Here is a 26,922-nt window from a genome sequence, read left to right as displayed (position 1 = left end):
TGGCCGCCATGACGGCGATCGGCAACCTGGCGCTGACCAACTACGGGCACTTCACCACGATGCGGGTGCAGGACGGTGCGGTCCGCGGCCTCGGCCTGCACCTCGACAGGTTGGTCACCGACTGCGCCACGGTGTTCGGGGCCGAACTGTCCCGCGGGCACGTCCGGGAGCGGATCCGCGGGGCGATCGCCGAAGCCGACGGCCCGCTGACGGTCCGGGTCACCGTGGCCGATCCCGGCCTGCGGCTCACCCACCCCGCCGCCCCGGCCGATCCGCAGGTGCTGGTCACCACGCGCGCCGCCACGCCGCAGGCGCAGCCGCCGATGCGGGTGCGCTCCACCACCTACGCGCGCGACGTGCCCGCGGTCAAGCACACCGGGCTGTTCGGCCCGCTGTTCGCACGCCGCCGCGCCCAGCTCGACGGCTACGACGACGCGCTGTTCACCGACGGCGGCGGGCGGGTCGCCGAGGGACCGACCTGGAACGTCGGCTTCGTCGACGGCGACACCGTGGTCTGGCCGCTGGCCGACGCGCTGCCCGGCGTGACCATGCGGCTGCTCGCCGCGGCCCACGACGGCCCGCAGCGCACCGAGCCGGTCGAGCTGTCCCGGCTGGCCGGCATGGCGACCGCCTTCGCCACCAACGCGGCCGGCGGGATCCGGCCGATCGTCGCCGTCGACGGGGTCACGTTCGCGACCGGTCACCCGATCATCGGCCTGCTGCGCCGGCGGTACGCCGAGGTCGTACCGGAACCCGTCTGACCGCGACGGACGGGCCGCCGAGCGGCCGGTCGGTCAGCTGAGCTGTCCTCCGTAGACCGGGCGCCGCTCGGCGAGCCGGTCGACCCGCGCCCGCAGCACCTCACCGGCCTCAGGCGCGGTCATCGCGGTGGCGATGATGTCGGCCACCTCGACGAAATCGTGCTCGTCGAAGCCCCGGGTGGCCAGCCCCGAGGTGCCGATCCGCAGCCCCGAGGTGACCATCGGCGGGCGGGGGTCGAACGGCACCGCGTTGCGGTTGACGGTGATCCCGACCTCCTGGAGCAGCCGTTCGGCCTGGGCGCCGTCCAGCTCGGCCCGCCTCAGGTCGACCAGGACCAGATGCACGTCGGTGCCCCCGCTGACCACCCGGATTCCGGCGTCGCGCACGTCGGTCGCGGCAAGGCGTTCGGCGACGAGCCGGGCTCCCCGCAGCGCCCGCCGCTGCTGGTCGCGGAACTCGTCCCCGGCAGCGATGCGGAAGGCCACCGCCTTGGCCGCGATCGCGTGTTCGAGCGGGCCACCCTGCTGGCCGGGGAACACCGCCGAGTCCAGCCGGCGGGCGAGTTCGGTGTCCGCGCTGAGAATGGCGCCACCGCGGGGGCCGCCGAGCGTCTTGTGCGTGGTCAGGGTCACCACGTGCGCATGCGGTACGGGGTTGGGATGCAACCCGGCGGCAACCAGCCCGGCGAAGTGCGCCATGTCGACGAGCAGGTACGCGCCGACGGCGTCGGCGATCCGCCGGAACCGCGCGACGTCCAGCACCCTCGGATACGCCGACCAGCCCGCCACGATCAGCTTAGGCCGGTGTTCACGGGCGAGCCGTTCGACCTCGTCCATGTCGACCAGGAAGGTCTCGGCGTTCACCCGGTAGCCCACCGCCCGGTACAGCCGGCCCGAGAAGTTGACGCGCATCCCGTGCGTCAGGTGACCGCCGTGCGCCAGGTCCAGGCCGAGGATGGCGTCGCCCGGCGTGAGCAGGGCCGTCATCACCGCCGCGTTGGCCTGGGAGCCGGAGTGCGGCTGCACGTTGGCGTACGCCGCTCCGAACAGCAGCCGGGCCCGTTCGATCGCCAGCCGTTCGATGGTGTCGACATGCTCGCAGCCGCCGTAGTACCGCCGGCCCGGGTAGCCCTCCGCGTACTTGTTGGTGAGCACCGAGCCCTGTGCCTGCAGGACTGCCCGGGGCGCGAGGTTCTCCGAGGCGATCATGCCGAGGGTCCGCTGCTGACGCCGCAGCTCGGCGGTGACCGCCGTGGCGATCTCCGGGTCGGCGTCCCGCAGGTCGTCGTCGAGTACAGCCACAGTGGCCTCCGTCAGTGGGATTCGGTGAGGTAGGTGCGGTACTCGTCGGCCGTCATCAGCGCCGGCGGGTCGGTCACCCGCAGCCGGAACAGCCAGCCGTCCCCGTAGGGGTCGCCGCCGATCAGGCTCGGGTCGGCGACGACCGCCTCGTTGGTCGCGAGGATCCGGCCGGTCACCGGCATGTACAGCTCGGCAACCGACTTGGTGGACTCGACCTCGCCGCAGACCTCCCCGGCCACCAGGTGGGCACCCGGGTCGGGCAGTTCGACGTAGACCACGTCGCCGAGCGCCGAGGCGGCGAAGGCGGTGATGCCGACCGACGCCGGCTCGACGCTGTCGTCGACCCACTCGTGGTTGGCGCTGTAGCGCAGGCGCGCGGGAACATCCATTTCCACTATCTCTTCCTCTTCCGGCAGGTTTGCGCATCAGCGCGGACGGCGGTAGAAGGGCAGCGTGACGGGCGTGGCCGAGAGGTGACCGACCAGCGCGTGGCCCAGCACGGCCGGGGCCAACGGCCCGCAGACCTCGATCTGTCCCATGTGGCTGAGGTCGAACAGGCCGGCCCGTTCTCGTACGGCCCGGTGCTCGGCGGTCTCGCTGCCTTGACGTCCTCTCCGCCCTGAAGGGCGAAGATTCCGGTCTGCTACACCCCCGAGGGGACAAGCTCCCGGCGGGTTACCGCTTCCCTGCGCGGTGCCGGAACAAGTCCCGGTCCTACCTGCGCTCCACGGTCGTTGAGGTCCGCCCGTCCGGCGGCCCTGATGTTGCGGGCCGCGTTGACGTCCCGGTCGTGGTGGCTGCCGCAGGGGCAGTCCCACGCTCGGACGTCCAACGCCATCTTGTCGTTGATCCGAGCGCAGTCGGAGCACATGCGGGTGGACGGGAAGAAGCAGACACTGCGTTTTTGCGCCCTAGCCCGCATTTGGTAGCGCAGCGGCATGGACCAACCGGCGAAGCCGGTGAACCGGGCACCCAGCTCGACGTGCACGGCGTGCAGGGGTGGGCGGGTCAGGGTCGTCGGACTCTGATGCATGGAGGCGCTCCTTCGTCCCGACGCGGTCGCGTCGTACGGTCGGTTGCCTCCCGCTCTGTCATGGACCTGAGAGCTTCACCGCCTGGCGGCGGTTTGCACCGTGGGTGAGACGACGGATCGTCTGCTTTCCAGAGTTCACCTCGCCTGCGCGGTAACGGGGCCTGAGAGTTTCTTGGGAGTTTGCTCCTTCGGCGCCCCGACGGTGGCCGGGGACTCTCCCGCGCGGGTTCGAACGGTGTCTGTGCAGTTGTGGGCGATGCTGCCCGCGACCCTAGGCGACCGGCCGAACACGTGTCAACGATGCGGCGCGGGTCGCCGGACCGTTCCCGCGTCGGGCTCGCGCCGGCCACGAGGTCGCCGGAGCTGGGCCGCTGCGGCCGACATCCCGACCCCATGATCGATCATCAACAATTCTTTACACCGATGTGTGATGTGTGCCATTGTACTGGCCACGTCCGGCGCGACATCGACCCAGATCGACGAGTGTCGACGCGGGATCCGCCCGCAAAAGCGGCGGAACCGACCACCACAACCGCCCTGACGTGCGCGGAGACACGCAGGGACCCCCGCACCCGGCCGAGCCCGGTCCACACCGGACCCGACCACATCCCCCCATCGACCCGGCCCCGAAGCCCCGTCGACACCCCGCCCAGGAGGCGACCCCCGATGATCCGACTGTTACGAAAGCGACGCGCCCGGCTGGCCGCCGCGCCCCTGACCCTGGCCCTGGCGCTGGGGCTGAGCCCGCTGGCCGCCCCCGCCACAGCGAGCGCGGCACCGGCGGCGACACCCGCCCAGGGCGCCGCCCCGGCCGACGCCGGCGCCGGCGACCGGCACGTCCGGCGGAACGCGCTGCCGCTCGACGAACGCGCCCCGCTGCCCGCCGCCCGCGACGAGCTGCGCCGCGACTACGACGAGCCCGACGGCGGGCAACGACGCACCGCCCCGTCCATGCGCGGCCGGGCCGCCCTGGCCGCCGCCCCCTGCGCGACCAGCGACTTCACCAGCCGCACCGGCAGCGCCCTGGTGCAGCAGATCAAGGCGTCCACCACCGACTGCGTCAACACGCTGTTCAACCTGACCGGCAACGACGCCTACCTGGCGTTCCGCGAGGCGCAGATGACCAGCGTCGCGTACGCGCTGCGGGACGACGCCGCCTCCTACGACGGCACCAACCGCACCGGCACCGCCTCCCTCGTGCTGTACCTGCGGGCCGGCTACTACGTGCACTGGTACTACCCGTCCACGGTCGGCACCTACGGCAGCGGCCTGCGTACCGCGATCCGCGCCGGCCTGGACGCCTTCTTCGCCAACGGCCACTCCGGCGACGTCAGCGACGCCAACGGCGAGATCCTGGCCGAGGCCGTCACCCTCATCGACAGCGCCGAGGAGAACGCCCGCTACCTGTACGTGGTGAAGCGCCTGCTGACCGGCTACAACAGCTCGTACAACACGTCCTGGTGGATGCTGAACGCGGTCAACAACGTCTACCTCGTGCTGTTCCGGGGCCACCAGGTGCCCGAGTTCGTCACCGCCGTCACCGCGGACCCGAGCGTGCTGGACACGCTGTACGCCTTCGCCTCCGGCCACCGCGCCCTGCTCGGCACCGACCAGGGCTACCTGGTCTCCAACGCCGGCCGGGAGCTGGGCCGTTTCCTCCAGCACACCGCGTTGCAGGCCAAGACCCGGCCGCTGGCCCGGGGACTGCTCAACCTGAGCGCGATCACCGGCCCCACCGCCGCCCTCTGGGTCGGCGTCGCCGAGATGACCGACTACTACGACCGGTCCAACTGCGCCTACTACGACACCTGCGACCTCCAGGCGCGGCTGGCCGCCGTCGTCCTGCCGATCACCTACACCTGCGGCACCACCATCCGGCTGCGCGCCCAGCAGATGACCTCCGCCGAACTGGACCGGGCCTGCGCCAGCATGCGCGACCAGGACGCGTACTTCCACTCCGTGGTGGCGGACCCCGGGCCGGTGGCCAACGACCGCAACACCACCCTCGAGGTGGTGGTCTTCGACTCCAGCACCGACTACCAGACGTACGGCGGGCCGATGTTCGGCATCGACACCAACAACGGCGGCATGTACCTCGAGGGCAACCCGGCCGCCACCGGCAACCAGCCCCGCTTCATCGCCTACGAGGCGGAGTGGCTGCGCCCCACCTTCGAGATCTGGAACCTCAACCACGAGTACACCCACTACCTCGACGGCCGGTTCGACATGTACGGCGACTTCACCGCGAACATCTCCACCCCGACGATCTGGTGGATCGAGGGCTTCGCCGAGTACGTGTCGTACTCGTACCGGAAGCAGACCTACCAGGCCGCGATCACCGAGGCCGGCAAGAAGACGTACGCCCTGCGCACCATCTTCGACACCACCTACGACCACGACACCACCCGGGTCTACCGCTGGGGCTACCTGGCCGTGCGGTACATGCTCCAGTCGCACCGCGCCGACGTGACCACGCTGCTCGGCCACTACCGCGCCGGCAACTGGGCCGCCGCCCGGACGCTGCTGACCAGCACCATCGGCAGCCGCTACGACCCCGACTGGTACGTGTGGCTGGACGCCTGCGCGGCCGGCGACTGCGGCGGCGGCACCAACCCGCCCGCCAACCAGGCCCCGGTGGCCGCGTTCACGGCGACCACCAGCGGCCTGACCGCCACCTTCACCGACCAGTCCACGGACGGCGACGGCAGCATCGCCTCCCGGGCCTGGACCTTCGGCGACGGCACCACGTCGACGGCGGCCAACCCCACCAAGACGTACGGCGCCGCCGGCACCTACCCGGTCACGCTGACGGTCACCGACAACAAGGGCGCGACCGGCACCACCTCACGCACCGTAACCGTCACCGGTGGCACCACGCCGTTGCCGGAGTGCACCGGGAGCGACATCCGGACGCTGGGCAAGAACTGCCGGCGGGGCGGCCTCCAGGCCACCGCCGGGAACCTCTACCACCTGTACCTCTACGTCCCGGCCGGCACCACCAGCCTGAAGCTCACGTCGTCCGGGGGCACCGGCGACGCGGACCTGTACTACAGCTCCACCGGCTGGGCCACCACGACCAGCTACACCCGCCGGTCGGTCAACACCGGCAACGGCGAGACGATCACGGTCAGCAACCCGGCGGCCGGTTACCACTACGTGAGCCTGCACGCCCGGCAGGCGTTCACCGGGGTCACGGTGACCTCGCAGTACTGAGCGCGCCGCACCGCCGCCGCGCCGTCCTCCTCGGAGCCGGTGGGCTCCCGCCCCGGCGGGACCACCGCCTCCGGGAGGGCGGCGCGGTCCGTGCGGCGTCGCCGCCGGGCAGGAGCGGTCAGCCGCCGGCGGCGAGGTGGCCGAGCGTGACCGGCTGCGCGACCGGGCGGGTGGCGAACCCGGTCAGATCCGCCCCGGTGAGGGCACGGCCGGCCGCCCGCGCGGTCAGGCAGGCGGTGGCGTAACCGCACGTCCGCCCCTGGCACCAGCCCATGCCGGCCCGGGTCATCAGCTTCGCGCCCCGCGCGTCGGCGACGGACAACTCCCGCACCGCCTGCCGTACCGCCCCGACCGGCACGTCCTCGCAGCGGCAGACCAGCGTGTCGTCGGCGCACCAGTCCGGCCAGCCGGCCGGCACCGGGTGCACCGCGTGCAGCGCCGAGGCGAACCGGCGCAGCCGGCGCCGGGCCCGCAGCAGCCGGCCGTGCCGCCGGCCCGACCAGGGCAGCGGGCGGCCCAGGGACAGCGCCGCGCCGGCACCGGCCAGCTCCCCCTCCACCAGGGCGAGCCCGGCCCCGCCCACCCCGGTCACCTCACCGGCGGCGTACACCCCGGGCACCGAGGTCGCCTGCGCCGCGTCGACGGTGAGCACCAGGCTCCCGTCGCCGTCGAGCCGGGTCGCGCACCCCAGGGCCAGGCCCAGCTCCACCTGCGGGGTGAAGCCGAAGCCCACCGCGAGCCCGTCACACTCCAACTCGGACTCGGTGCCGGGCAGCATCGCGCCGCCGGCGTCGACGGAGGCGAGGGTTACCCCGGTCAGCCGGTCGGTGCCGTGCGCGGCCACCACCACGGTCAGACGCCGGTACGGCACCCGGTGCCGCAGCATCCGCCAGCCGTACCGCCCCGCCTCGGCCAGCTTGCCCGCCGCACCGGCGACCGGGCGGAGCTGGCGGGCGTACCCGAGCGGGTCGTTCGCCTCGCAGACGCCGACCACGACGCTGCCGGCGGCGGCCAGGCCGGTCGCGACGGGCAGCAGGAACGGGCCGGTGCCGGCCACCACGACCCGGCTGGCGAAGCTCACCCCCTGCCCCTTGAGCAGGGCCTGGGCGCCGCCGGCCGTGACCACCCCGGGCAGGTCCCAGCCCGGGAAGGGCACCACCCGGTCATGGGCGCCGGTGGCCACGACCAGTCGCCGCCCGTACACCGTTCCGGCCCGGGTGTGCACCGCGAAACCCGGCTCCCCGGCGATGGTGTCGGCCTCGACGAACCAGACGGCGGCGTCGGCCCGGTGGGTGACCCGGCCGAGCTGTTCGCGCAGCCGGGTGAACGTCTGCCAGTCGTGGTGGCCGGCTCCGTCGGCCCCGGGGCGGTGCCGCCAGAACTGCCCGCCGGGCCGCGCCGCGGCGTCCAGCACCACCACCAGGCAGCCGGCCCGCGCCGCGCCGGCCGCCGCAGCCAGCCCGGCCGGACCGGCGCCGACCACCACCACGTCGTACCCGGTCATTCCCGCTCCTCGCCCTCGTCCTGGCTGTCGACCACGTCGCCCGGGCGGGCCACCACCAGGCAAGCCCGCTGCGCCGGCACCCCGTTGACCCGCACCAGGCAGTCGAAGCAGACCCCGATGCCGCAGAAGACGCCCCGGGGGCGGCCCTCGACCCGGCTGCGCCGCCAGGAGTTGATCCCGACGGCGAGCAGCGCGGCGGCGATGCTCCGCTCCCCGTCGCCGGGCACCGGCCGGCCGTCAAACGTGAACATCGTGGCGCTCCGGGGCGAATGGTCGAAGGTCCACCTGTGGGGGACGCCCGGTCAGCAGGGCCGCGACGGCGTGCCCCGTCGCCGGGGCGAGCCCGATCCCGGCGCCCTCGTGGCCGCAGGCGTGAAACAGGCCCGGCACCCGGGGGTCGGCCCCGATCATCGGCAGGTGGTCGGGGCTGTACGGCCGGAACCCCCGGTACGCGCGGATCACCGACACCGAGGCGAGGACCGGGAAGAGACGTACCGCCCCGGCCGCGAGCTGGCGCAGGGCCGACAGCGGGACGGTCCGGTCGAAGCCCACCCGCTCCCGGGTGGAGCCGATCAGGACGGTGCCCGCCCGGGTTCCCTCGACCACCGGGGAGACCTCCAGCCCCTCGGAGCCGCGCCCGACGTTGGCGACGTAGCCCGCCGCGTACACCTTGTGCCGGATCAGCGGCGGCAGCGCCTCGGTGACCAGGATGAACCCGCGTCGGGGCAGGACCGGCAGCCCCACCCCGGCCAGGCCGGCGACCCCGGCGGCCCACACCCCGGCGGCGTTGACCACCGCCGGGGTGGGTAGCGATCCCCGGTCGGTGACCACGCCCCGGATCGCGCCGGCCGCGTCGCGCCGCAGGCCGGTCACGGTGGTCCCGGTCAGGACCGGCACCCCGGCCGCGCGCAGCAGGTGCGCGGCGGCCAGCATCGGCTGGACCTGCATGTCCTGCGGGTAGTGCAGACCACCGGCGAGATCCCGGGCCAGGTGCGGTTCGTGCTCGGGCAGCGCGTCGGCGGGCACCTCCACCACCTCTACCCCGGCGGCGCGCTGGCCGGCGGCGAACGCCCGCAGCGCGGTGTGCTCCGCCGCCGAGGCGGCCACCACCAGCCCGCCCTTGCGCTCCAGCTCGATCCGCTCGCCGCCCAGGTCGTCGCCCAACTCGTGCCAGAGCCGCACGGAGTGCCGGGCCAGCGTCAGCTCCGGCCCGGGCGGCTTGTCCGAGAGCAGGATGTTGCCCTCACCGGCGCCGGTGGTGCCGCCGGCCACCCCGGCCCCGTCGACCACCGTCACCGCCAGCCCGGCCCGCGCCGCGTAGTAGGCGCAGGCCGCGCCGACCATTCCCGCCCCGATGACGACGACATCCGCGCCGGTGGCACTCATGACCCGATCCGGTGCATCCACGCCTCGACGTCGTCGGCCCGGCGGGGCAGGCCGTCGGAGAGCACCCGGTAGCCGTCGTCGGTGATCAGGATGTCCTCCTCGATGCGGAAGCCCAGTCCGCGCAGTTCGACCGGGATCAGCTCGTCGTCCGGCTGGAAGTACAGCCCCGGTTCCACGGTGAGCACCTGCCCGGCGGCGAGCCGACCGTCCAGGTAGACGTCGGCCCGGGCGGCGGCGCAGTCGTGCACGTCCAGACCGAGCATGTGGCCCGACCCGCACAGGGTCCACCGCCGGTACAGGCCGGACTCCTCCGCCAGCGCCTGCTCCGGCGGGCAGGGCAGCACCCCGAGGTCCGCCAGCCCGTGCGCCAGCACCGTCATCGCCGCCCGGTGGAACGCCCGGAACTCCACGCCCGGCCGCAGGCAGTCCAGCGCGGCGTCGTTCGCCCGCCGGCACAGCTCGTACAGGTCCCGTTGCAGAGGGCTGAACCGGCCGGAGACCGGCAGCACCCGGGTGATGTCGGCGGTGTAGAGCGACCGCGTCTCCACCCCGGCGTCGAGCAGCAGCAGGTCCCCGTCGCGGACCGGCCCGTCGTTGTCGGTCCAGTGCAGGGTGGCCGCGTGCGCGCCCGCCGCCACGATCGAGTGGTAGCCGACGTCGTTGCCCTCCAGCCGGGCCCGCTGCCAGAACACCCCCTCCAGGTGGCGCTCGGAGGTGCGCATCGCCGTCGGCAGCGCCCGGACCACGTCCTCGAAGCCCCGGGTCGTGATCGCCACCGCCTCCTCCAACTGGGCGATCTCCCACTCGTCCTTGACCAGGCGGAGTTCGGCCAGCACGGAGGCGAACTCCGCGTCTGCGCCCCCGGCTCGGCCGGGCGCCAGGGTGTCGACGTGCCCGTCGACGCCGCGCAGCACCCGGGTGGGCGCGGCCACGGCCACCGCCTCGGCCAGCTCGGCGACGTGCCGGGTCGGCAGCCCCAGCCGCCGGCTGCTCTCCCCCAGCGTCGGACGCCGGCCGGCCCACAGCTCGCCGTAGACCCGGTCCCGGAAGAACTCGCCGTCGGCGCGGCCGGAGCGGGGACGCAGGAAGAGCGTCGCCTCCCCGTCCGGCTCGACCACCAGCACCCCGTCGGAGGACTGGTCACCGGTCAGCCAGGCGTAGGCCGAGTGGGGCCGGAACCGGTGGTTCTGGTCGTTGGAACGCCGCTGATAGCTGCCGGCCGGCACCACCAGCCGCTCGCCGGGGAACATCCGGTGCAGCCGGGCGCGGCGCGCGGCAGCCCAGTCGGCCACCTCGTCGACCGGCAGGTCACGGTGCTCGGTGTCCGCCCAGCCGGTCAGCATGAACTCCTCGAGCGCGGAGCTGACCGGCAGGTCGTGGCTGCCGGTACGCAGGTCGGTACGGGTCACAGCGACTCCTTCACGGGACGGGTGGGGGCTGTCGGACGGGGGCGGTGGCCCGGTCAGGGGGCCGGCGGGGCCGCGAAGGTGACGGTCCGGGTGGCGGTGTAGAAGTCCAGGGCTGCGGTGCCCTGCTCGCGCGGGCCGTAGCTGGACGCCTTCTCGCCGCCGAAGGGCGCGTGGAAGTCCACCCCGGTGGTCGGCGCGTTGACCCGGACCAGGCCGGTGTCGAGGCCACGTACGGCGTGCAGCAGCGCCCCGACGTCCCGGCCGTGCACCGAGGTGACCAGGCCGTAGCGCACGCCGTTGGCCAGCTCGACGGCGCGGGCCAGGTCCGGCGCGGACAGCACGGTCGCCAGCGGGCCGAAGGTCTCCTCCTGGGCCACCGGATGGGTCGGCTCGACGCGGTCCAGCAGCACCGGTGCGACGAAGAAGCCGTCCCCGGTCCCGGGCCCGCCCCCGGTGAGCACCCGTGCCCCGGCCTCCCGCGCCGCCGTGACGGCGTCGCGCATCCGGGTCCGGGCGGCGGCGCTGATCACCGGACCGGCGGCGACCGCCGGGTCGGCGGGATCACCGACCCGGACCGCCTCGACCGCCGCCACCAGCGCCTCGGTGAACTCCGCGGGGTCACCCACGACCACGATCCGCCGGGTCGCGGTGCACTTCTGCCCGGCGTACCCCATGGCGGCGCCGGCCAGCAGCGCGGCGGTCGGGCCGGGGTCGGCGTCGGGCAGCACCACGGCGGCGTTCTGGCCGCCCATCTCCGCCTGCACCAGCCGGCCGGCGCGGGCGGCGGCGACCGCGACCTCCGCGCCGACCGAGGCGGAGCCGGTGAACGAGACGACGTCGCTCGCCGCGACGACCGCGCGCCCGGTCTCCGGCCCACCCTGTACGACCTGCAGCAGCCCGGCCGGCAGCAGCCCGTCGAACAGCCGCTGCACGGCCTCGCCGCAGGCCATTGCGTCCGGGGAGGGCTTGAGCAGCACCGCGTTGCCGGTGGCGAGGGCCGGTGCGGCCTTCCACAGCGGGATGGCCAGGGGGAAGTTCCACGGGGTGAGCAGCCCGGCGACGCCGCGCGGCCGGCGTTCGGTGTAGAGCAGGCCGGGCTGGTCCGCCGGCAGGGACGGTGGCAGCAGCTCACCGGTGGCGGCGAGGCACGCCTGCGCGTAGTAGTCCAGGATCGACGCGCCCCGGGCCACCTCGGCGCGGGCCTCGCCGACCGGCTTGCCCACCTCGCGGACGATCAGGTCGGCGAGCACGTCGGCCCGCTCCCGCAGCCGGTCGGCGGCGGCCCGCAGGGCGGCGGCGCGGCCGGTCGCCGACTCCCGGCACCAGCCGGCCTGCGCGGTACGGGCCCGCGCGGCCAGCGCGCGGACCTGGTCCGGGGCGACCGCCGCCCGCTCGACGACCAGCTCGGTGGGGCGCTGCGGGGAGCAGCTACGGATCAGTTCGCTCACAGCTGGAATCCTGCCGGGAAGGGGTCATCGGGGTCGAGGAAGAACTGCGCCGTGCCGGTCAGCCAGGCCCGCCCGGTCACCGTCGGCACCACCGCCGCAGCGCCCGCGACCGTGGCGGTGCCGACCAGCCGGCCGACGAACCGGGTGCCGAGCAGCGACTCGTTGGTGAAGTCCCGCTCCAGCGGAAGCAGTCCCCGGGCGTGCAACTGCGCCATCCGGGCCGAGGTGCCGGTGCCGCAGGGCGACCGGTCGAACCACCCCGGATGGATCACCATGGCGTGCCGGGAGTGCTGCGCGTCCGAGCCCTCCCCGGCCAGGTACACGTGGCGGCAGCCGGAGATCCCCGGCTGCTCGGGGTGCACCGGCCGGTCGGCGGCGTTGATCGCCGCCATGATGGCCAGGCCCGCGTCGAGCAGCCGCTGCCTGTCACCCCGGTCCAGCCGCAGTCCCACCTCGGCGAGGTCCACGATGGCGTAGAAGTTGCCACCGTAGGCCAGGTCGTAGCGGACCCGACCCAGGCCGGGCACCTGCACCGAGGCGTCCAGCGCCACCACGAAGGACGGCACGTTGCGGATGGTCACCGCGGTGGCGCGACCGCCGGTCACGGCCACCGACGCCACCACCAGCCCGGACGGGGTGTCCAGCCGTACGGTGGTGACCGGCTCGGTGACCTCGACCATTCCGGTCTCGACCAGCACGGTCGCCACCCCGATCGTGCCGTGGCCGCACATCGGCAGGCAGCCGGACACCTCGATGTAGACCACGCCGACGTCGGCGTCCGGCCGGGTCGGGGGTTGCAGGATCGCCCCCGACATCGCCGAGTGGCCCCGGGGTTCGTACATCAGGAAGGTCCGCAGGTCGTCGAGGTGCGCGATCAGGTGTTCCCGGCGCTGGGCCATGGTGGCGCCCGGGATCACCGGGACGCCGCCGGTCACCACCCGGGTGGGCATCCCCTCGGTGTGCGAGTCGACCACGTGGATCACCCGGCTGCTGCGCATCAGCGGTGACCCGCCGCGAGCAGCCGTTCGGTGGTCTCCCGGATGACCGTGGCGACCGCCGGAGACAGCGGCTGGCGCGGCGGGCGGGTGGGCCCGCCCGGGCGGCCGGCGACGTCCATGGAGAGCTTGATCGCCTGGACGAAGTCGGGCCGGGAGTCCCAGCGCAGCAGCGGGTGCAGCGTGCGGTAGAGCGGCAGTGCGGTCGCCAGGTCCCCGGCGACGGCGGCCTGGTAGAGGCGGACGCAGCTGGCCGGGACCGCGTTCTGGTAGCCGCCGATCCAGCCGACCGCCCCGCCGAGCAGGAGTTCGAGGGACACGTCGTCGGCGCCGGCCAGCAGGTCGAGGCCGGGGGCGAGCTCGGCCAGCTCGTACGCCCGGCGCACGTCGCCGCTGAACTCCTTGACCGCGACGATCAGGCCCTCGTCGTGCAGCCGGCGCAGCAGGGCCGGGGTGAGGTCGACCCGGGTGTCCAGCGGGTTGTTGTAGGCCACCACCGGCAGGCCCGCCTTGGCCACCTCGCGGTAGTGCGTCAGCACGGCGGCGTCGTCCGCCCGGTAGGCGGTGGGTGGCAGCAGCATGACGGCCGGGCAGCCCGCCTCGGCGGCCTGGTCGGCCCAGCGCCGCGCCTCGTCCGCGCCGTACGCCGACACGCCGGGAACCACCGAGAAGCCGGGCGGGGCCGCCGCGACCGCGGTGCGCACCACCTCCGCGCGTTCGGCTGCGGTCAGCGCCTGGTACTCGCCGAGCGAGCCATTCGGTACGACGCCCTGGCAGCCGTTCTCGGCGAGCCACCGCACGTGCGTGGCGTACGCCTCGTGGTCGACACCCAGGTCGGAAAGCCGGAACGGCAGTGCGGTGGCCACCAGGACGCCCCGCCACGGAATCTGTTCCACCGAACCTCCAGTAGTATGTTACATGGCACCGTAACACGGTTGGCTAGACCGACCAATAGCCACGGATGTCTTCCGACAGGCGCAGGCGCCGCCGCCCCGGTTCGTGGTGCCGGGCTGGGCGGCGGCCGGGACGAGGGCGGCGCGGAACGCCGCCGCGCCGCTACTGCTCGGGCCGGGCGGCCCAGATTCCCCGTACGTGCTGCAGGTGCCGGCGCATCAACTCGACGACCGCCGGCCGGTCCTTCGCCTCCAACAGGTCCACGAGCTGGACGTGCTCGTCCGCCGAGCTGACCAGCTGGCCGCTCTTGACCAGCCCGTCCAGCCCGTACAGCCGGGTGCGGTTACGCAGGTCGGCCACGGTCTCCACCAACCGCAGGTTGCCACCGGCGCTCAGCAGAGTCAGGTGGAACGCGCTGTCCGCCTCGATGTACGCGACGATGTCGCTCCGGCTCGCGGCGGTCACCACGGCCTCCGCCAGGGTCCGCAGTTCCCGGAGTTGCTCCTCGCCGAGCCGGCCCACCTGGTCGGCCACCACCGGGATCTCCAGCAGCTCGCGGATCTCGGTGATCTCGTCGAGCTCCCGGTCGGAGAGGGACTTGATCCGGAAGCCCTTGTTCTTGACGATCGTGATCAGGCCCTCCTTGGCCAGATCGAGAATCGCCTCCCGCACCGGCGTCGGGGAGACGCCGAACTGGGCCGCCAGGGTCGGCGCCGAGTAGATGGTGCCGGGCCGGATCTGGCCGGCCACGATCGCGGCACGGAGCGCCTGGGCCACCTCCTCGCGCAGGCTCAGCCGGCCCTGCAGGGCCACCAACGCCAGTCCCGACCCTGCTGCGCCGGCACCCCCTCCGGCCTGCCAGTCCACTGTCACGACCACTCCCACCCGGCTCGTCCGCCCGCGTCACGACCCACCACGCCCGGCGTCACCGCCGGGTCTCCCGGGGTCGACCGGGCCGGCCGGACGACGATCGGCGACCGGTCCGCCGACGCGTGCTCACCCGCCGACAGTACGCGCGCTGGAGGATGCAGCTTACCGACCGGCCCGCACCGGGCCAGGTGACCGCCGGCGGCCCACCCGCCCGGGACCGGCGGGGAGCACGGTCAGGGCTCGGGCCCCACCGGCTCAGCGGCGGATGAGGCCGAGATCCGTCGCCGCGGCGACGGCGGCGGTACGGGAGTCGACGCCGAGCTTGGCGTAGACATGGGCCAGGTGGGACTTGACGGTGCCCTCGGTGAGGTGCAGCCGCTGGCCGACGGCCTGGTTGGACAGCCCCTCGGCGACCAGGGCGAGAACCTCGATCTCGCGCCTGGTCAGGGCGGCCCTGGGGGCACGCAGCCGGTTCATGAGCCGGTCGGCGACGGTGGGAGCCAGGGTGCTGCGGCCGGCGGCGGCGGTGCGCACAGCGGCGGCCAGATCCTCGGGCGGGGCGTCCTTGAGGAGGTAGCCGGTGGCGCCGGCCTCGATCGCGGGCACGACGTCGGCGTCCGTGCCGTAGGTGGTGACGATCAGGACCCGGGGGGCTCCGGTCCGGGCGGTGATCACGGCGGTGGCCTCGGCCCCGTTCATCCCCTTGCCGAACTGCAGGTCCATCAGGACGACGTCGATGTCGCCCTCGGCGGCGCGGCTGACGGCGGCCTCGGCGGTGGCCGCCTCGGCCACGATGGTGAAGCCGGGCTCGGTCTCCAGCACGGCACGCAGCCCGGCCCGCACCACCGGATGGTCGTCGGCCAGGAGCAGCCGGATGAGCGACTCGGTCTCAGTCACGGGCGGTCCCGGCGGTGGTGAGCGGCAGCTGGGCGGCCAGGGCGGTGCCGCGGCCGGTCGCGGACTCGATGGTGAGGGAGCCACCCAGGGCGTCCACGCGGGCGCGCATGGCGGCCAGACCGAACCCGCCGTGGGGCGGGCCGGCGGTGGGCGGCCGGTCGTGGGCGAAGCCGGCTCCGTCGTCGACGACGTCGACGGCGACGCGGTCGCCGAGATAACTGAGGGTGACCTCGGCGTGGACGGCTCGGGCGTGACGGACGGTGTTGGACAGGGCGGACTGGGCGATGCGCAGCAGGGCGACCTCGTGCGCGGTGGGCAGGGGCACGGGATCACCGGTGAGGTGGAAGCGGGCGGTGAGCGGGTGGCGCGTGGACGTGGTGGCGCACAGGCGTTCCAGGGCGCCGGCCAGGGTGGTGCCCTCCAGGGTGGGCGGGGTGAGTGCCGCGACGAAACGGCGGGCCTCGGCAAGGTTGTCCACGGCTGCCTGACGGGCCTGGTCCACGTGGCGGGCGGCGGCGTCGGGCCTGCCGGGCAGGGCGCGTTCGGCGGCGCGCAGCAGCAGTTGGATGCTGGACAGCCCCTGGGCGAGGGTGTCGTGGATCTCGCGGGCCAGGCGTTCGCGTTCGGCCAGCACACCGGCGGCGTGCTGAGCCTCGGCCAGGTCGGCGCGGGTGGTGGTGAGTTCCTCGATCAGCTTCCGGCGCTGTTCGCTCTCCCGGTACAGCGCCTGATACCCCCAGACCACCGCCACTGCCACGGCCGCCCCGAGGGCCGGGCCGACCGCGATGGCCAGGGTGAAGGCGCCGTTGTGGGCGGCGAAGGCCGCGACGGCCGCCGCGGCGGTGGCGACGACCGCGACCAGGCCGACGCGGCGCGGCAGCAGGTGGAGCTGGAGGAAGTACAGCGGGAAGGCGACCCAGATCCCGTCGGGAGACAGGGCCAGCAGCACCAGCCACAACGCGCCGACGGCGGCCAGCCACACCGCGGCGGCGCGGCGGTCGGCGCGGACGCGCGGCAGCAGTTGGCCGGCCGCGTACGCCAGCCCCATCGCGGCGGCCGTCACGACGACGGCCGTGGGCCGTGGCGCCCCCTCGGCCACGGACCGGGCCGCGGCCAGAACGAGCAGGCCGACGATCAGCAGGTGCAGGCACCACGCGAGTGTGCGGGTGGTGGGGGTCGGCGCGGTAGTGGTCGTGTTCACGGTCCTTCCAGCGTAGGAGACGGCGACCCGCGGCGCGTCGATCGAAAGTTAGAGACCGCCTGCCACCCTCCGATCCGAGAACTGTCCCCCTGCGCCAGATGTCCCGACCGGGGACCGGCTGCGACGGTGGACGGGTACCGCTTCCAACCAATGAAAGTGCAGGTCACAGCATGTTTGTCGCCTGGAGGGACCTCAGGTTCGCCAAGGGGCGGTTCGCCCTGGTCGGGGCCGTCATCGTGCTGATCACCCTGCTGGTCGGGCTGTTGTCCGGGCTGACCGCCGGACTGGGCCAGCAGAACGTCTCCGCGATCACCGACCTGCCCGCGAACAAGATCGCCTTCGAGCCTCCAAGCGGCGGGCAGGAGCTGTCCTACGCCAACTCGACGGTCACCGAGGAGCAGTGGCGGCAGTGGGCCGCAGCCCCCGGCGTCACGAGCGCCGAGCCGCTCGGGATCACCACGACCAAGGCCACCGCCGGGGACAGGAGCGCCGGCGTGTCCGCCTTCGGCGTCCGACCCGGCGCCTCGCTGGCCCCGGACAGCGACAGGATCGACGATGACTCGGCGGTGCTGTCCCGCAACGCCGCCGACGAACTCGGGCTCGGGCCCGGCGACGCCCTCAGCATCGCCGGCCAGCCGCTGACCGTCGCGGCCGTGAGCGGTGACGCCTCCTTCAGCCACACCCCGGTGATCTGGATCAGCCTCGACGCCTGGCAGGAGATCACGCCCGCTGTCGGCGACGACCACGGCCCCAGCGCCACGGTCATCGCCCTGAACACCACCTCCGGCGTCGACGTGCAGGCCACCGACGAGGCCACGGGCACCAGGACGGTCTCCACGAGCAGTTCACTGTCCGCCATCGGCTCCTACTCCTCCGAGAACGGCTCGCTGCAGCTGATGCGCGGCTTCCTGTTCGCCATCTCCGCCCTGGTCATCGGCGCCTTCTTCACCGTCTGGACGATCCAGCGCAGCGCCGATGTCGCTGTCCTCAAGGCCCTGGGCGCCTCCACCGCCAACCTGCTGCGCGACGCGCTCGGCCAGGCCGTCGTCCTGCTCGCCGGCGGAACCCTCATCGGCACGGTCGTCGCCGTCGCGCTGGGCGCCCTCCTCGGCGGCACCGCCGTACCGTTCCTCCTCACCCCCGCCACCGTCCTCACCCCCGCCGCGGTGATGATCCTCCTCGGCGCGCTCGGGGCCGCCCTGTCCATCCGCCGGATCACCTCCGTCGACCCGCTGACCGCCCTGGGGAGCGCCCGATGAGCCTCAACCTGACCGACGTCACCCTCACCTACCCGGACGGGGACAGCCGCCTGACGGCCCTGGACCACGTCACCCTGGACGTCCCCAAGGGCACCCTGACCGCCGTCATCGGCCCCTCCGGCTCCGGGAAGTCCAGCCTGCTCGCCGTCGCCGCCACCCTGATCACCCCCGACTCCGGCACCGTCACCGTCGACGGCACCACCACGACCGGCATGACCCGCGCCGAACTCACCGACCTGCGCCGCCACAAGATCGGCATCGTCTTCCAGCAGCCCAACCTGCTGCCCTCCCTCACCGCCGCCGAACAGCTCCAGGTAATCGCCCACCTCGACGGCCGCTCCCCCACCCGGGCGCGCGGTCGCGCCATGGAACTGCTCGACGCCGTCGGCCTGGCCGCCCAGGCCGACCGCCGCCCCCACCAGCTCTCCGGCGGCCAGCGCCAACGGGTCAACATCGCCCGCGCCCTGATGAACGACCCCACCGTCCTGCTGGTCGACGAACCCACCAGCGCCCTCGACCACGAACGTGGAGCGGCCGTCATCGGCCTGATCACCCGTCTCACCCACCAGCAGGCCACCGCCACCGTCCTGGTCACCCACGACCGCACCCTCCTCACCGCCGTGGAACAGGTCGCCGAGGTGGACGACGGGTGCCTGCGGCTGCCCGCCCCGGCCCGCTGAGCACCACCCGGCCGGCAGCATCGAGAGCGGTGAACTCCAGCTACCCGCGCTGGTCGGCGGCGTAGGCGGGGCCGGGGCGGTCTCGCCAACCCGAGAACGGTGGCCGGTGGTGTCGGGAAACCGTTGCGGCGTCACGTGTGCCGATCGACCAATATAGGGGCATGGTGTGGCTGGAACACGACGATCGCGCGGGGGACGACACGGTGGGCGTCAGGGTTCGGGACGTGGTTCGCGATGTCGTCACGGAGGTCGCCCCGGCCGAGCTGCCGGTCGTGACGGGGCTGGCGACCTTCGACGACGCCGTGGTGGTGCGCCGGTTGGGCCGGCGGTCCCGGCGGCGTGAGCCGCTGGGGTTCGGTCTGGGCGAGATCGTGCCGCTGGTGACCGCGGTGGTGTGGCTGGTGCTGGACCAGATGGCACAGCAGGCGGCGGGCTCGGTGGCGGACCGCGCGGGCAGGGGCGTGGGTGCCCTCTGGCGCAGGCTGTTCCGCCGCAGGTCCCTGGCCGTGGTCGTCCCCGCGCTGACCCCGGCGCAGCTCGCCGAGGTGCATCAACAGGTGATCGAGGTGGGCGTGCGGCAGGGTCTGGAGAGGGAACGGGCGGCGGCAGTCGCCGACGCGGTGCTCGCCAGGCTGGTGCTGGCGTCGCCTGAGCACGGGGGCCAGGGACGGCTCGGTCCGGGCGACGCAGTCGGCGGCGACCAGGGTTGACGGGGGCGCCTGGTGCCGCCCGGCCACGGGTCACCGGGCCCGGCCCTGCTCCTGTAGCGGTACCAGCTCGCCGTCGGCGCCGTACCGCGCACGCCTGACGGACCGAACCGGGGCATGGTCGGTTGGCGCCACCGGCCCGACCCGATCGGACGGACGCGGCAGGCATCGACGCGTCGCTTCTTTAAGATCTTGAAATTAGCCATGTTTCGTTATCTGCACGTTATTGACGTGGCCCGCGTCACTCCGGTTGACTGCGACCGGAACCGCTTCCGCAACCGGTTCCGAAACACTCCCCCAACACCTTTGACCCGGGAGCGTCACGTGCCGATCACCATCGCCGACGTCGCCATCCGGGCGGGGGTGAGCAAGACGACCGTCTCCCGGGTCCTCAACGGCAAGGGCGAGCTCGGCCAGGCCACGGCGGCCCGGGTCCGCGCCGTGATCAAGGAACTGGGCTACGTGCCCAGCGACCGCGCCGTCGGGCTGGCCCGGGGCCGGGCCCGGGTGGTCGGCATGCTGGTCCCCTCGCTCACCTGGCCGTGGATGGGCGAGGTGCTCCAGGGAGCGGTCGACGTGGTGGAGAGCGAGGGCTACGGCCTGCTGCTGTTCACCTGCAACCGGGGGGACGAGTCGATGCGGCGGTTCGCCTCCCAGGTCTCCGCGAAGTCCTTCGACGGCCTGCTGGTGGTCGAGCCGGAGGGCACCCTGGACTACATCACCGCGCTGCACGACCGGGGGCTGCCGGTGATCCTCATCGACGACCGGGGGCACCAGCCGCAGTTCCCCTCCGTCCGGACCACCAACCGGGCCGGCGCCCTGGCCGCGGCCGAGCACCTGCTCGCCCTCGGCCGGCACCGCCCCCTGGTCGTCACCGGCCTGCACCGGTTCGGCTGCACCAGCGAGCGGCTGGACGGCTTCGCCGAGGGCTACGCCCGGGCCGGCCTGCCGCTGGACCCGAACCTGGTGGTCGAGGGCGACTTCACCCTCGACTGCGGGCGGGCGGCGGCGCAGCGGTTGCTGGCGGCCGGTACGCCCTTCGACGCCGTCTTCGCCCACAACGATCTGTCCGCCGCCGGGGCACTCCAGGCGCTGCGCGCCGCCGGCCGTCGCGTCCCCGAGGACGTGGCGGTCGTCGGCTTCGACGACCTGCCGCTGGCGGCGCACACCCACCCCCCACTGACCTCCGTGCACCAGCCGTTGCGCCAGATGGGCGAGGCCGCCGCCCGCGCCCTCATCGCCCACTTCGACGGCACCCCGCTGCCCGACACACCGACCGTCATACCCACCACGTTCACCGTTCGTGGCTCGACCGCCGGGTCCTGAGCCGGCCGCACCACCCGCAACCCGAGAGACACACCCTCCACGCCACCGGTCGGGGCTTCGAACCGACCGGGCGCGACACCGCACACCCTTGCCCCACCACCGACCCCGCGCCCGCAGCGGGGAGCATCGAGGGAGACCACCATGAGAAGACGCCAGTTCGTCGCCGTCGCGCTGGCCGGCGCGATCGCCGCCACCGGGACCGCGTGCAGCGAGACCGCGAACACCCGGAACCGGGACAAGGGCGGCAGCGGCGCGACCGTGCTCAACGTCGGCATGCCCAACGGCCCGCAGACGGAGAACCACAACCCGTTCCTGACCACCTCGTCGGCGGCGTCGCTGGGCTACCGGTGGCAGATCTACGAGCCGCTGATGATGTGGAATCCGGTCAAGCCCGCCGATCCGTTCAAGCCGTGGCTGGCCTCGAAGGCCGAGTGGACCGCGGATTACCGCTCGGTCACCGTCACCCTCCGGGACAACGCCACCTGGTCCGACGGCAAGCCGGTCACCGCCGCCGACGTCGCGTTCACCTACAACCTGCTCAAGGCCAACGAGGCGCTCAACATCGCGGCCACCCCGTACACCTCGATCACCACCGCCGGCAACCAGGTGACCCTCGGCTTCGCCTCGCCGCAGTTCGTCAACCAGCAGAAGATCATCGCCCAGGTGCCGATCGTGCCGCAGCACATCTGGTCGGCGATCAAGGACCCGGGCACCAACGTCAACAAGAACCCGGTGGGCAGCGGCGCGTACACGCTCACGTCGTTCACCCCGCAGACCACCACCCTGACCGTGCGCACCAGCGGCTACTGGCAGGAACTGCCGAAGGTCAAGGAGCTGCGCTACACCTCGTTCACCGACAACAACGCGCAGACCACGGCGCTGGCCAACGGCGAGTCCGAGTGGAGCTTCGTCTTCATCCCCAACGTCAAGACGGTGTTCGTCGGCAAGGACCCGGCCAACCACAAGGTGTGGGCACCACCGGTGCTCGGCATCCACGGCCTGTACATCAACACCACCCGTAAGCCGTTCGACAACCCCGCCCTGCGCCGGGCGATGAACATGGTGGTCAACCGGGAGGACATCTTCCAGCAGGCCTCGGCCGGGTACTTCCACCCGGTGGTGACCAGTGTGACCGGGCTGCCGAGCCCGGCCGGCGACGCCTACGTCGCCGCCGAGTTCAAGGGCCAGCAGCAGCGGATCGACGTCGACGGCGCGAAGAAGGTGCTCACCGAGGCGGGCTTCCGGTACGCCGGCGAGAAGCTGGTCGACCCGAGCGGCAAGCCGGTCACCCTCACCCTGACCGACCCGTCCGGCTGGTCGGACTACCAGACGAGCCTGGAGATCGTGAAGGACAACCTGTCCACCATCGGCATCACCGCCACCGTGGAGAAGGCCAACCAGGACGCCTGGTTCCGCAACGTCGAGGAGGGCCGGTTCGACGCGACCTTCCGGTGGACCAACGGCGGGGCGACCCCGTACGACATCTACCAGACGGTGATGGACGGCCGGCTGCTCAAGCCGATCGGCAAGGCCTCCCCCGCCGGCAACTTCGGCCGCTTCGACAACCCGCAGGCCACCGCCGCGCTCGCCGCGTACGCCAACGCCACCGACGACGCCGCCCGCACCGCGGCCCTGGCCACGCTCCAGAAGGTCTTCGTGGAGCAGACGCCGATCATCCCGGTCGGCGCGGACAACGTCGGGTCCGCGTACAGCACGAAGAACTGGACCGGGTGGCCGGACGACGCGAACGCCTACGGCGCGGGGCAGCCGACCCAGCCCAACGCGGCGGACGTCGTGCAGCACCTGCGGCCCGCCGGATCCTGAGCCGGGCGCCGGTGGTCCGGGCCCTCCGCCCGGACCACCGGCGGCCACGCCGCGACCATCCCTGAGCAGACAGGAACCCGGATGACGACGCCCACCCCGTCGGCCCCGGCCGCCGGCGAGGAGGTGCTGGAGGCGATCGGCCTGACCAAGCACTTCCCCGTCCGCAGGCGGCTGCGCGGCCTGTTCTCCCGTACCCGAACGGCCGTGCACGCGGTCGACGACGTGCAGCTGACCCTGCGCCGCGGCCGGGTCACCGCCCTGGTCGGCGAGTCCGGTTCCGGCAAGTCGACCGTCGCCCGGCTGCTCGCGCAGCTCTATCCGCGCACGGCGGGCACCATCGCGCTGCACGGCGAGCCGGTCACCGTCCGCGGCGGGCGGCCGTTCCGGGCGTACGCCCGGAAGGTCCAGCTGATCTTCCAGGACCCGTTCGCGTCACTGAACCCGGTGCACACCGTGCGCTACCACCTGACCCGGGCGCTGCGCGTGCACGGCAACGCCGGCCGCACCGACGCCGACCTCGACGCGGCGCTGCGGCGGCTGCTCGAACGGGTCCGGCTCACCCCGGCCGAGCGCTACCTGGACTCCTTCCCGCACGAGCTGTCCGGCGGGCAGCGGCAGCGGGTCGCCATCGCCCGCGCGCTCGGCGCCGACCCGGAGGTGCTGCTCGCCGACGAGCCGGTGTCCATGCTCGACGTGTCGATCCGGCTCGGCGTGCTCAACCTGCTGCGCGAGCTCAAGGAGCGGTTCGACCTGGCGATCCTCTACATCACCCACGACATCGCCTCGGCCCGCTACTTCGCCGACGAGACGCTGGTGATGTACGCCGGCCGCCTGGTCGAGGGCGGGGACAGCGAGACGGTCACCCAGCGCCCGGCGCACCCGTACACCCGGCTGCTGATCGGCTCGGCGCCCGACCCGGACCGGATCACCGGCGACGCCGGGGCGGACGTGGCCGAGCGCGGCGACGGCGAGCCGCCCAGCCTGATCCGGCCGCCCGCCGGCTGCCGGTTCCACCCGCGCTGCCCGGTGGCCCTGCCGCGCTGCGCCGAGGAGCTGCCCCCGAGGCTGACCGTCGGCGACCACGACGGGCACTGGACGGCCTGCTGGCTCTACCACCCCGACGTCACCGGGGCCGGCGCGGCGGCAGCGACGGTGGGCGGGGAGGCCAGCCGATGATCTTCCTCCTGCGGCGCGTCGCCTTCTACCTGTTCACCGCCTGGGCGGCGCTGACCATCAACTTCTTCATCCCCCGGATGATCCCCGGCGACCCGGTGAAGTCGCTGGTCTCCCGCTTCCAGGGACAGCTCAGCACCGACGCCATCCACTCGCTGTACGTGCTGTTCGGCCTCGACTCCGACGACAGCCTGTGGGACCAGTACGTCGACTACTGGCGACAGCTCGCCCACGGCGACCTGGGGCTGTCGTTCACGGCGTTCCCGTCGCCGGTGTCGGAGGTCATCGGCGACGCGCTGCCCTGGACCCTCCTCTTGGTCGGCGTCACCACCGCGGTCAGCTTCGTGCTCGGCACCGGGCTCGGGGTGCTGGCCGGCTGGCGGCGCGGCTCCTGGGTGGACGGGCTGCTGCCGGTCACCACGTTCCTGTCCTCGGTGCCGTACTTCTGGCTGGGCCTGGTGGCGATCGCGGTGCTGGCCGGTCCGGGCAGTTTCTTCCCGTCCTCCGGCGGCTACGAGCCGGGCCTGGTCCCCGCCCTGGACAGCATCTTCCTGGGCAGCGCGGTCCAGCACAGCCTGCTGCCCGCCGCCACCATCCTGATCTCCTCGATGAGCGGCTGGATCCTCAGCATGCGCAACATGATGGTCACTGTCGCCGCCGAGGACTACATCACGGTGGCGCACGCCAAGGGCCTGCCCGAGCGGCGGGTCGCGATGAGCTACGCGGCGCGCAACGCGCTGCTGCCCAACGTCGCCGGGTTCGCCCTGTCGCTCGGGCTGATCGTCGGCGGCACCCTGCTCGTGGAGATCGTCTTCTCGTACCCCGGGCTCGGGTTCCTGCTCTTCCGGGCCGTCAGCGCCAAAGACTACCCGCTGATGCAGGGCATCTTCCTGGTCATCACGCTGTCGGTGCTGGTGGCCAACCTGCTCGCCGACGTGGTGTACCTGTTCCTCGACCCGCGTACCCGCAAGGAGGGCTGAGCCGTGAGCATTCCCACCTCCAGTGTGGAGCAGGTCATCCCGGAGCAGGGGGCGATGGCGCAGCCCAGCGTCCGGCCGGGCCGCCGCCGTCGGTTGCGGTTCGTCAGCGGCGGCAAGGCCGCCACCGGACTGGTCGTGGTCGCCGGGTACCTGCTGCTCGCGGTGATCGGCCCGTGGATCGCGCCGTACGACCCGGACGCCCGCAGCGCCGACCTGCTCGAGCCGCCGTCGGCGGCACACTGGTTCGGCACCACCCACCTCGGACAGGACGTGTTCAGCCAGATCCTGGTCGGCACCCGCGGGGTGATGCTGGTCGGCCTCACCGCGGGCGTGGTGGCCACCGTGCTGTCCGTCCTGGTCGGGGTGACCGCCGGCTACCTGGGCGGGCTCGCCGACGACGGCCTGTCCGCGCTGTCCAACGTGTTCCTGGTGATCCCGGCGCTGCCGCTGATCATCATCGTCACGTCCACGGTCGAGGGGGCCGGCGACCTGGTCGTCGCCCTGGTCATCGGGCTCACCTCGTGGGCGTGGGGTGCCCGGGTGCTGCGCGCCCAGACGCTGTCGCTACGTCGGCGCGACTACGTGGAGGCCGCGCGGGCCACCGGCGAGCACACCTGGCGGATCATCGGCTTCGAGATCCTGCCGAACCTCACCGCGATCATCGCCTCGGGCTTCGTCGGTACGGTGATCTTCGCGGTCATGTCGGAGATCACCCTGGCCTTCATCGGCATCTCGTCGGTCTCGTCGTGGAACTGGGGCACCATCCTGTTCTGGGCGCAGAGTCAGCAGGCCCTGGCGCAGGGCGCCTGGTGGTGGTTCGTGCCGGCCGGGCTGGCCATCGCGCTGCTCGGCACCGCCCTGGCGCTGATCAACTTCGGCATCGACGAGTTCGTCAGCCCTCGCCTGCGCAGCGCCGGGCGGTCCCGGATCCGCACGGCCGACGGGCGCACCGTGCGGATGCGGGTGGGCTTCACCCCGGTGTTGGCGCCCCGGCCGGCGTCGCCGGCCGCGCCCGGACAGCGAGAGGAGGCCGGTCGATGAGCGAACCGGTGCTGGAGATCCGTCGGCTCAGCGTCGACTACGGCCTCGGTGAATCGGCCGTGCGCGCCGTCCGCGAGGTCGACCTCACCCTGCACCGGGGCGAGGTGCTCGGCCTGGCCGGGGAGAGCGGCAGCGGCAAGTCCACCCTGGCGTACGGGCTGACCCGGCTGCTCCCGCCGCCCGGGGTGATCAGCGGCGGCGAGGTGGTCTACCACCCCGTCGACGGCCCGCCGGTCGACGTGCTCGCCCTGTCCCCCGCGCAGCTGCGGGCGTTCCGCTGGGCGGAGACGTCGATCGTGTTCCAGGGGGCGATGAACTCCCTCAACCCGGTGCACAAGGTCTCCACCCAGCTCGTCGACGTGATCAGGGCGCACCAGCCGGGGCTGAGCCGCCCGGCCCGGCTGGCCCGGGCCCGGGAGTTGCTGCGGCTGGTCGGCATCTCCGCCGACCGGCTGGACAGCTACCCGCACCAGCTCTCCGGCGGCATGCGGCAGCGGGTGATGATCGGCATGGCGCTGGCCCTGGAGCCGCAGGTCGTCATCATGGACGAGCCGACCACCGCCCTGGACGTGGTGATGCAGCGGCAGATCCTCAGCCAGCTCGCCGAGCTGCGCGAACGGCTCGGCTTCGCGGTGCTGTTCATCACCCACGACCTGTCGCTGCTGGTGGAGTTCTCCGACCGCATCGCCATCATGTACGGCGGCCGGATCGTCGAGCAGGCCCCGGCCGCGCAGCTGTACGGCGCGGCGCTGCACCCGTACACCGACGGGCTGCTGCACTCCTTCCCCGCCCTGCGCGGGCCGCGCCGGGAGCTGACGGGCATCCCCGGCTCCCCGCCAGACCTGCGCGCGATGCCCGAGGGGTGCGCGTTCCACCCGCGCTGCCCCCGGGCGGTCGCGCCGTGCGACAGCCGGCTGCCGACGCTCGGCCCGCCGGCCGGCGACCCGGGCCGGGCGGTCGCCTGCTGGCTGCACCAGGCCGACGAGGCGGTCGCCCGGTGACGAGCACGTTCCCGCGTA

General features: G+C 73.3%; 24 protein-coding genes, 1 pseudogene and 1 riboswitch. Of the genes and pseudogenes, 11 read left to right on the top strand and 14 right to left on the bottom strand.

Going from position 1 to position 26,922, the window contains the following annotated elements; translation table 11 throughout:
• The first annotated feature begins 8 nt into the window (after positions 1-8).
• Positions 9-761 carry an aminotransferase class IV gene (locus tag ACH4T9_RS14585; RefSeq protein ID WP_396672914.1) on the top strand — a complete coding sequence of 251 codons (753 nt, stop codon included), beginning with the start codon at positions 9-11 and terminating at the stop codon, positions 759-761.
• A 33-nt stretch (positions 762-794) separates the two neighbouring features.
• Here the strand turns inward: ACH4T9_RS14585 and glyA are convergent, their stop codons facing one another.
• The 4 genes and pseudogenes from glyA to ACH4T9_RS14565 form a co-directional block, all read right to left on the bottom strand.
• The gene (gene glyA, locus ACH4T9_RS14580; RefSeq protein ID WP_396672915.1) at positions 795-2,063 is read right to left on the bottom strand and encodes a serine hydroxymethyltransferase; all 1,269 of its coding nucleotides are present in this window, start codon (positions 2,061-2,063) and stop codon (positions 795-797) included.
• Between the two features lie 11 nt (positions 2,064-2,074).
• Positions 2,075-2,452, bottom strand: coding sequence for a glycine cleavage system protein GcvH (gene gcvH / locus ACH4T9_RS14575; RefSeq protein WP_396673060.1), 378 nt, complete (start codon positions 2,450-2,452; stop codon positions 2,075-2,077).
• Between the two features lie 36 nt (positions 2,453-2,488).
• Positions 2,489-2,650: pseudogene (locus ACH4T9_RS14570) on the bottom strand (hypothetical protein); the annotation flags it as partial.
• 56 nt (positions 2,651-2,706) lie between these two features.
• On the bottom strand, positions 2,707-3,096 hold the full coding sequence (locus ACH4T9_RS14565) for a zinc ribbon domain-containing protein (RefSeq protein WP_396672916.1): 390 nt from the start codon (positions 3,094-3,096) through the stop codon (positions 2,707-2,709).
• A 139-nt stretch (positions 3,097-3,235) separates the two neighbouring features.
• Positions 3,236-3,327, bottom strand: a riboswitch (glycine riboswitch).
• 435 nt (positions 3,328-3,762) lie between these two features.
• On the opposite strand from ACH4T9_RS14565, the gene ACH4T9_RS14560 reads away from it, so the two are divergent.
• Entirely contained in the window at positions 3,763-6,309 is a 2,547-nt protein-coding gene (locus tag ACH4T9_RS14560) for a collagenase (RefSeq protein ID WP_396672917.1), read from the top strand.
• Positions 6,310-6,427: 118 nt separating this feature from the next.
• Here ACH4T9_RS14560 and ACH4T9_RS14555 read toward each other — a convergent pair whose 3' ends face one another.
• The 10 genes from ACH4T9_RS14555 to ACH4T9_RS14510 all read right to left on the bottom strand — a co-directional run bounded on the left by ACH4T9_RS14555 (position 6,428) and on the right by ACH4T9_RS14510 (position 16,913).
• On the bottom strand, positions 6,428-7,813 hold the full coding sequence (locus tag ACH4T9_RS14555; protein WP_396672918.1) for an FAD-dependent oxidoreductase: 1,386 nt from the start codon (positions 7,811-7,813) through the stop codon (positions 6,428-6,430).
• A complete protein-coding gene (locus ACH4T9_RS14550; protein ID WP_396672920.1) occupies positions 7,810-8,064 on the bottom strand; it encodes a (2Fe-2S)-binding protein in 255 nt (84 codons plus the stop codon). The genes ACH4T9_RS14555 and ACH4T9_RS14550 overlap by 4 nt, the downstream gene beginning before the upstream one ends.
• Positions 8,051-9,199 carry an NAD(P)/FAD-dependent oxidoreductase gene (locus tag ACH4T9_RS14545; RefSeq protein WP_396672921.1) on the bottom strand — a complete coding sequence of 383 codons (1,149 nt, stop codon included), beginning with the start codon at positions 9,197-9,199 and terminating at the stop codon, positions 8,051-8,053. Before ACH4T9_RS14545 ends, ACH4T9_RS14550 begins: the two co-directional genes overlap by 14 nt.
• Positions 9,196-10,608: an aminopeptidase P family protein gene (locus tag ACH4T9_RS14540; RefSeq protein ID WP_396672922.1), complete on the bottom strand. Its 1,413-nt coding sequence runs from the start codon at positions 10,606-10,608 to the stop codon at positions 9,196-9,198. The genes ACH4T9_RS14545 and ACH4T9_RS14540 overlap by 4 nt, the downstream gene beginning before the upstream one ends.
• Positions 10,609-10,661: 53 nt before the next feature.
• Positions 10,662-12,056: an aldehyde dehydrogenase family protein gene (locus ACH4T9_RS14535; protein ID WP_396672923.1), complete on the bottom strand. Its 1,395-nt coding sequence runs from the start codon at positions 12,054-12,056 to the stop codon at positions 10,662-10,664.
• Positions 12,053-13,054: a proline racemase family protein gene (locus ACH4T9_RS14530; RefSeq protein ID WP_396672924.1), complete on the bottom strand. Its 1,002-nt coding sequence runs from the start codon at positions 13,052-13,054 to the stop codon at positions 12,053-12,055. The genes ACH4T9_RS14535 and ACH4T9_RS14530 overlap by 4 nt, the downstream gene beginning before the upstream one ends.
• Complete coding sequence (locus ACH4T9_RS14525) at positions 13,054-13,947, bottom strand: dihydrodipicolinate synthase family protein (protein ID WP_396672925.1); 894 nt, start codon at positions 13,945-13,947, stop codon at positions 13,054-13,056. The genes ACH4T9_RS14530 and ACH4T9_RS14525 overlap by 1 nt, the downstream gene beginning before the upstream one ends.
• Before the next feature lie 160 nt (positions 13,948-14,107).
• A complete protein-coding gene (locus ACH4T9_RS14520) occupies positions 14,108-14,818 on the bottom strand; it encodes a GntR family transcriptional regulator (RefSeq protein ID WP_396672926.1) in 711 nt (236 codons plus the stop codon).
• Between the two features lie 252 nt (positions 14,819-15,070).
• Positions 15,071-15,712 carry a response regulator gene (locus ACH4T9_RS14515; RefSeq protein WP_396672927.1) on the bottom strand — a complete coding sequence of 214 codons (642 nt, stop codon included), beginning with the start codon at positions 15,710-15,712 and terminating at the stop codon, positions 15,071-15,073.
• On the bottom strand, positions 15,705-16,913 hold the full coding sequence (locus ACH4T9_RS14510; protein ID WP_396672928.1) for a sensor histidine kinase: 1,209 nt from the start codon (positions 16,911-16,913) through the stop codon (positions 15,705-15,707). Before ACH4T9_RS14510 ends, ACH4T9_RS14515 begins: the two co-directional genes overlap by 8 nt.
• A gap of 170 nt (positions 16,914-17,083) precedes the next feature.
• On the opposite strand from ACH4T9_RS14510, the gene ACH4T9_RS14505 reads away from it, so the two are divergent.
• From ACH4T9_RS14505 to ACH4T9_RS14465, 9 genes are all read left to right on the top strand, one after another.
• A complete protein-coding gene (locus tag ACH4T9_RS14505) occupies positions 17,084-18,172 on the top strand; it encodes an ABC transporter permease (RefSeq protein WP_396672929.1) in 1,089 nt (362 codons plus the stop codon).
• Positions 18,169-18,852: an ABC transporter ATP-binding protein gene (locus tag ACH4T9_RS14500; protein ID WP_396672930.1), complete on the top strand. Its 684-nt coding sequence runs from the start codon at positions 18,169-18,171 to the stop codon at positions 18,850-18,852. The genes ACH4T9_RS14505 and ACH4T9_RS14500 overlap by 4 nt, the downstream gene beginning before the upstream one ends.
• 224 nt (positions 18,853-19,076) lie before the next feature.
• Positions 19,077-19,562 (top strand): hypothetical protein, encoded by a 486-nt coding sequence (locus tag ACH4T9_RS14495; RefSeq protein ID WP_396672931.1) that lies wholly within the window; start codon positions 19,077-19,079, stop codon positions 19,560-19,562.
• A gap of 321 nt (positions 19,563-19,883) precedes the next feature.
• A complete protein-coding gene (locus ACH4T9_RS14490) occupies positions 19,884-20,885 on the top strand; it encodes a LacI family DNA-binding transcriptional regulator (RefSeq protein WP_396672932.1) in 1,002 nt (333 codons plus the stop codon).
• 141 nt (positions 20,886-21,026) lie between these two features.
• Positions 21,027-22,709 carry an ABC transporter substrate-binding protein gene (locus ACH4T9_RS14485; protein ID WP_396672933.1) on the top strand — a complete coding sequence of 561 codons (1,683 nt, stop codon included), beginning with the start codon at positions 21,027-21,029 and terminating at the stop codon, positions 22,707-22,709.
• Positions 22,710-22,790: 81 nt separating this feature from the next.
• Positions 22,791-23,885 (top strand): ABC transporter ATP-binding protein, encoded by a 1,095-nt coding sequence (locus ACH4T9_RS14480; RefSeq protein ID WP_396672934.1) that lies wholly within the window; start codon positions 22,791-22,793, stop codon positions 23,883-23,885.
• Complete coding sequence (locus ACH4T9_RS14475; RefSeq protein ID WP_396672935.1) at positions 23,882-24,862, top strand: ABC transporter permease; 981 nt, start codon at positions 23,882-23,884, stop codon at positions 24,860-24,862. Before ACH4T9_RS14480 ends, ACH4T9_RS14475 begins: the two co-directional genes overlap by 4 nt.
• A 3-nt stretch (positions 24,863-24,865) precedes the next feature.
• Positions 24,866-25,903 (top strand): ABC transporter permease, encoded by a 1,038-nt coding sequence (locus ACH4T9_RS14470; protein WP_396672936.1) that lies wholly within the window; start codon positions 24,866-24,868, stop codon positions 25,901-25,903.
• Entirely contained in the window at positions 25,900-26,904 is a 1,005-nt protein-coding gene (locus tag ACH4T9_RS14465) for an ABC transporter ATP-binding protein (RefSeq protein WP_396672937.1), read from the top strand. Before ACH4T9_RS14470 ends, ACH4T9_RS14465 begins: the two co-directional genes overlap by 4 nt.
• Positions 26,905-26,922 lie beyond the last annotated feature (18 nt).

Origin of the sequence: Micromonospora sp. NPDC020750 (assembly GCF_044334565.1) — a bacterium.
GTDB lineage: Bacteria > Actinomycetota > Actinomycetes > Mycobacteriales > Micromonosporaceae > Micromonospora.
Note: the sequence above shows the minus strand (reverse complement) of the source record. Positions and strands in the feature narration are given on the sequence as shown.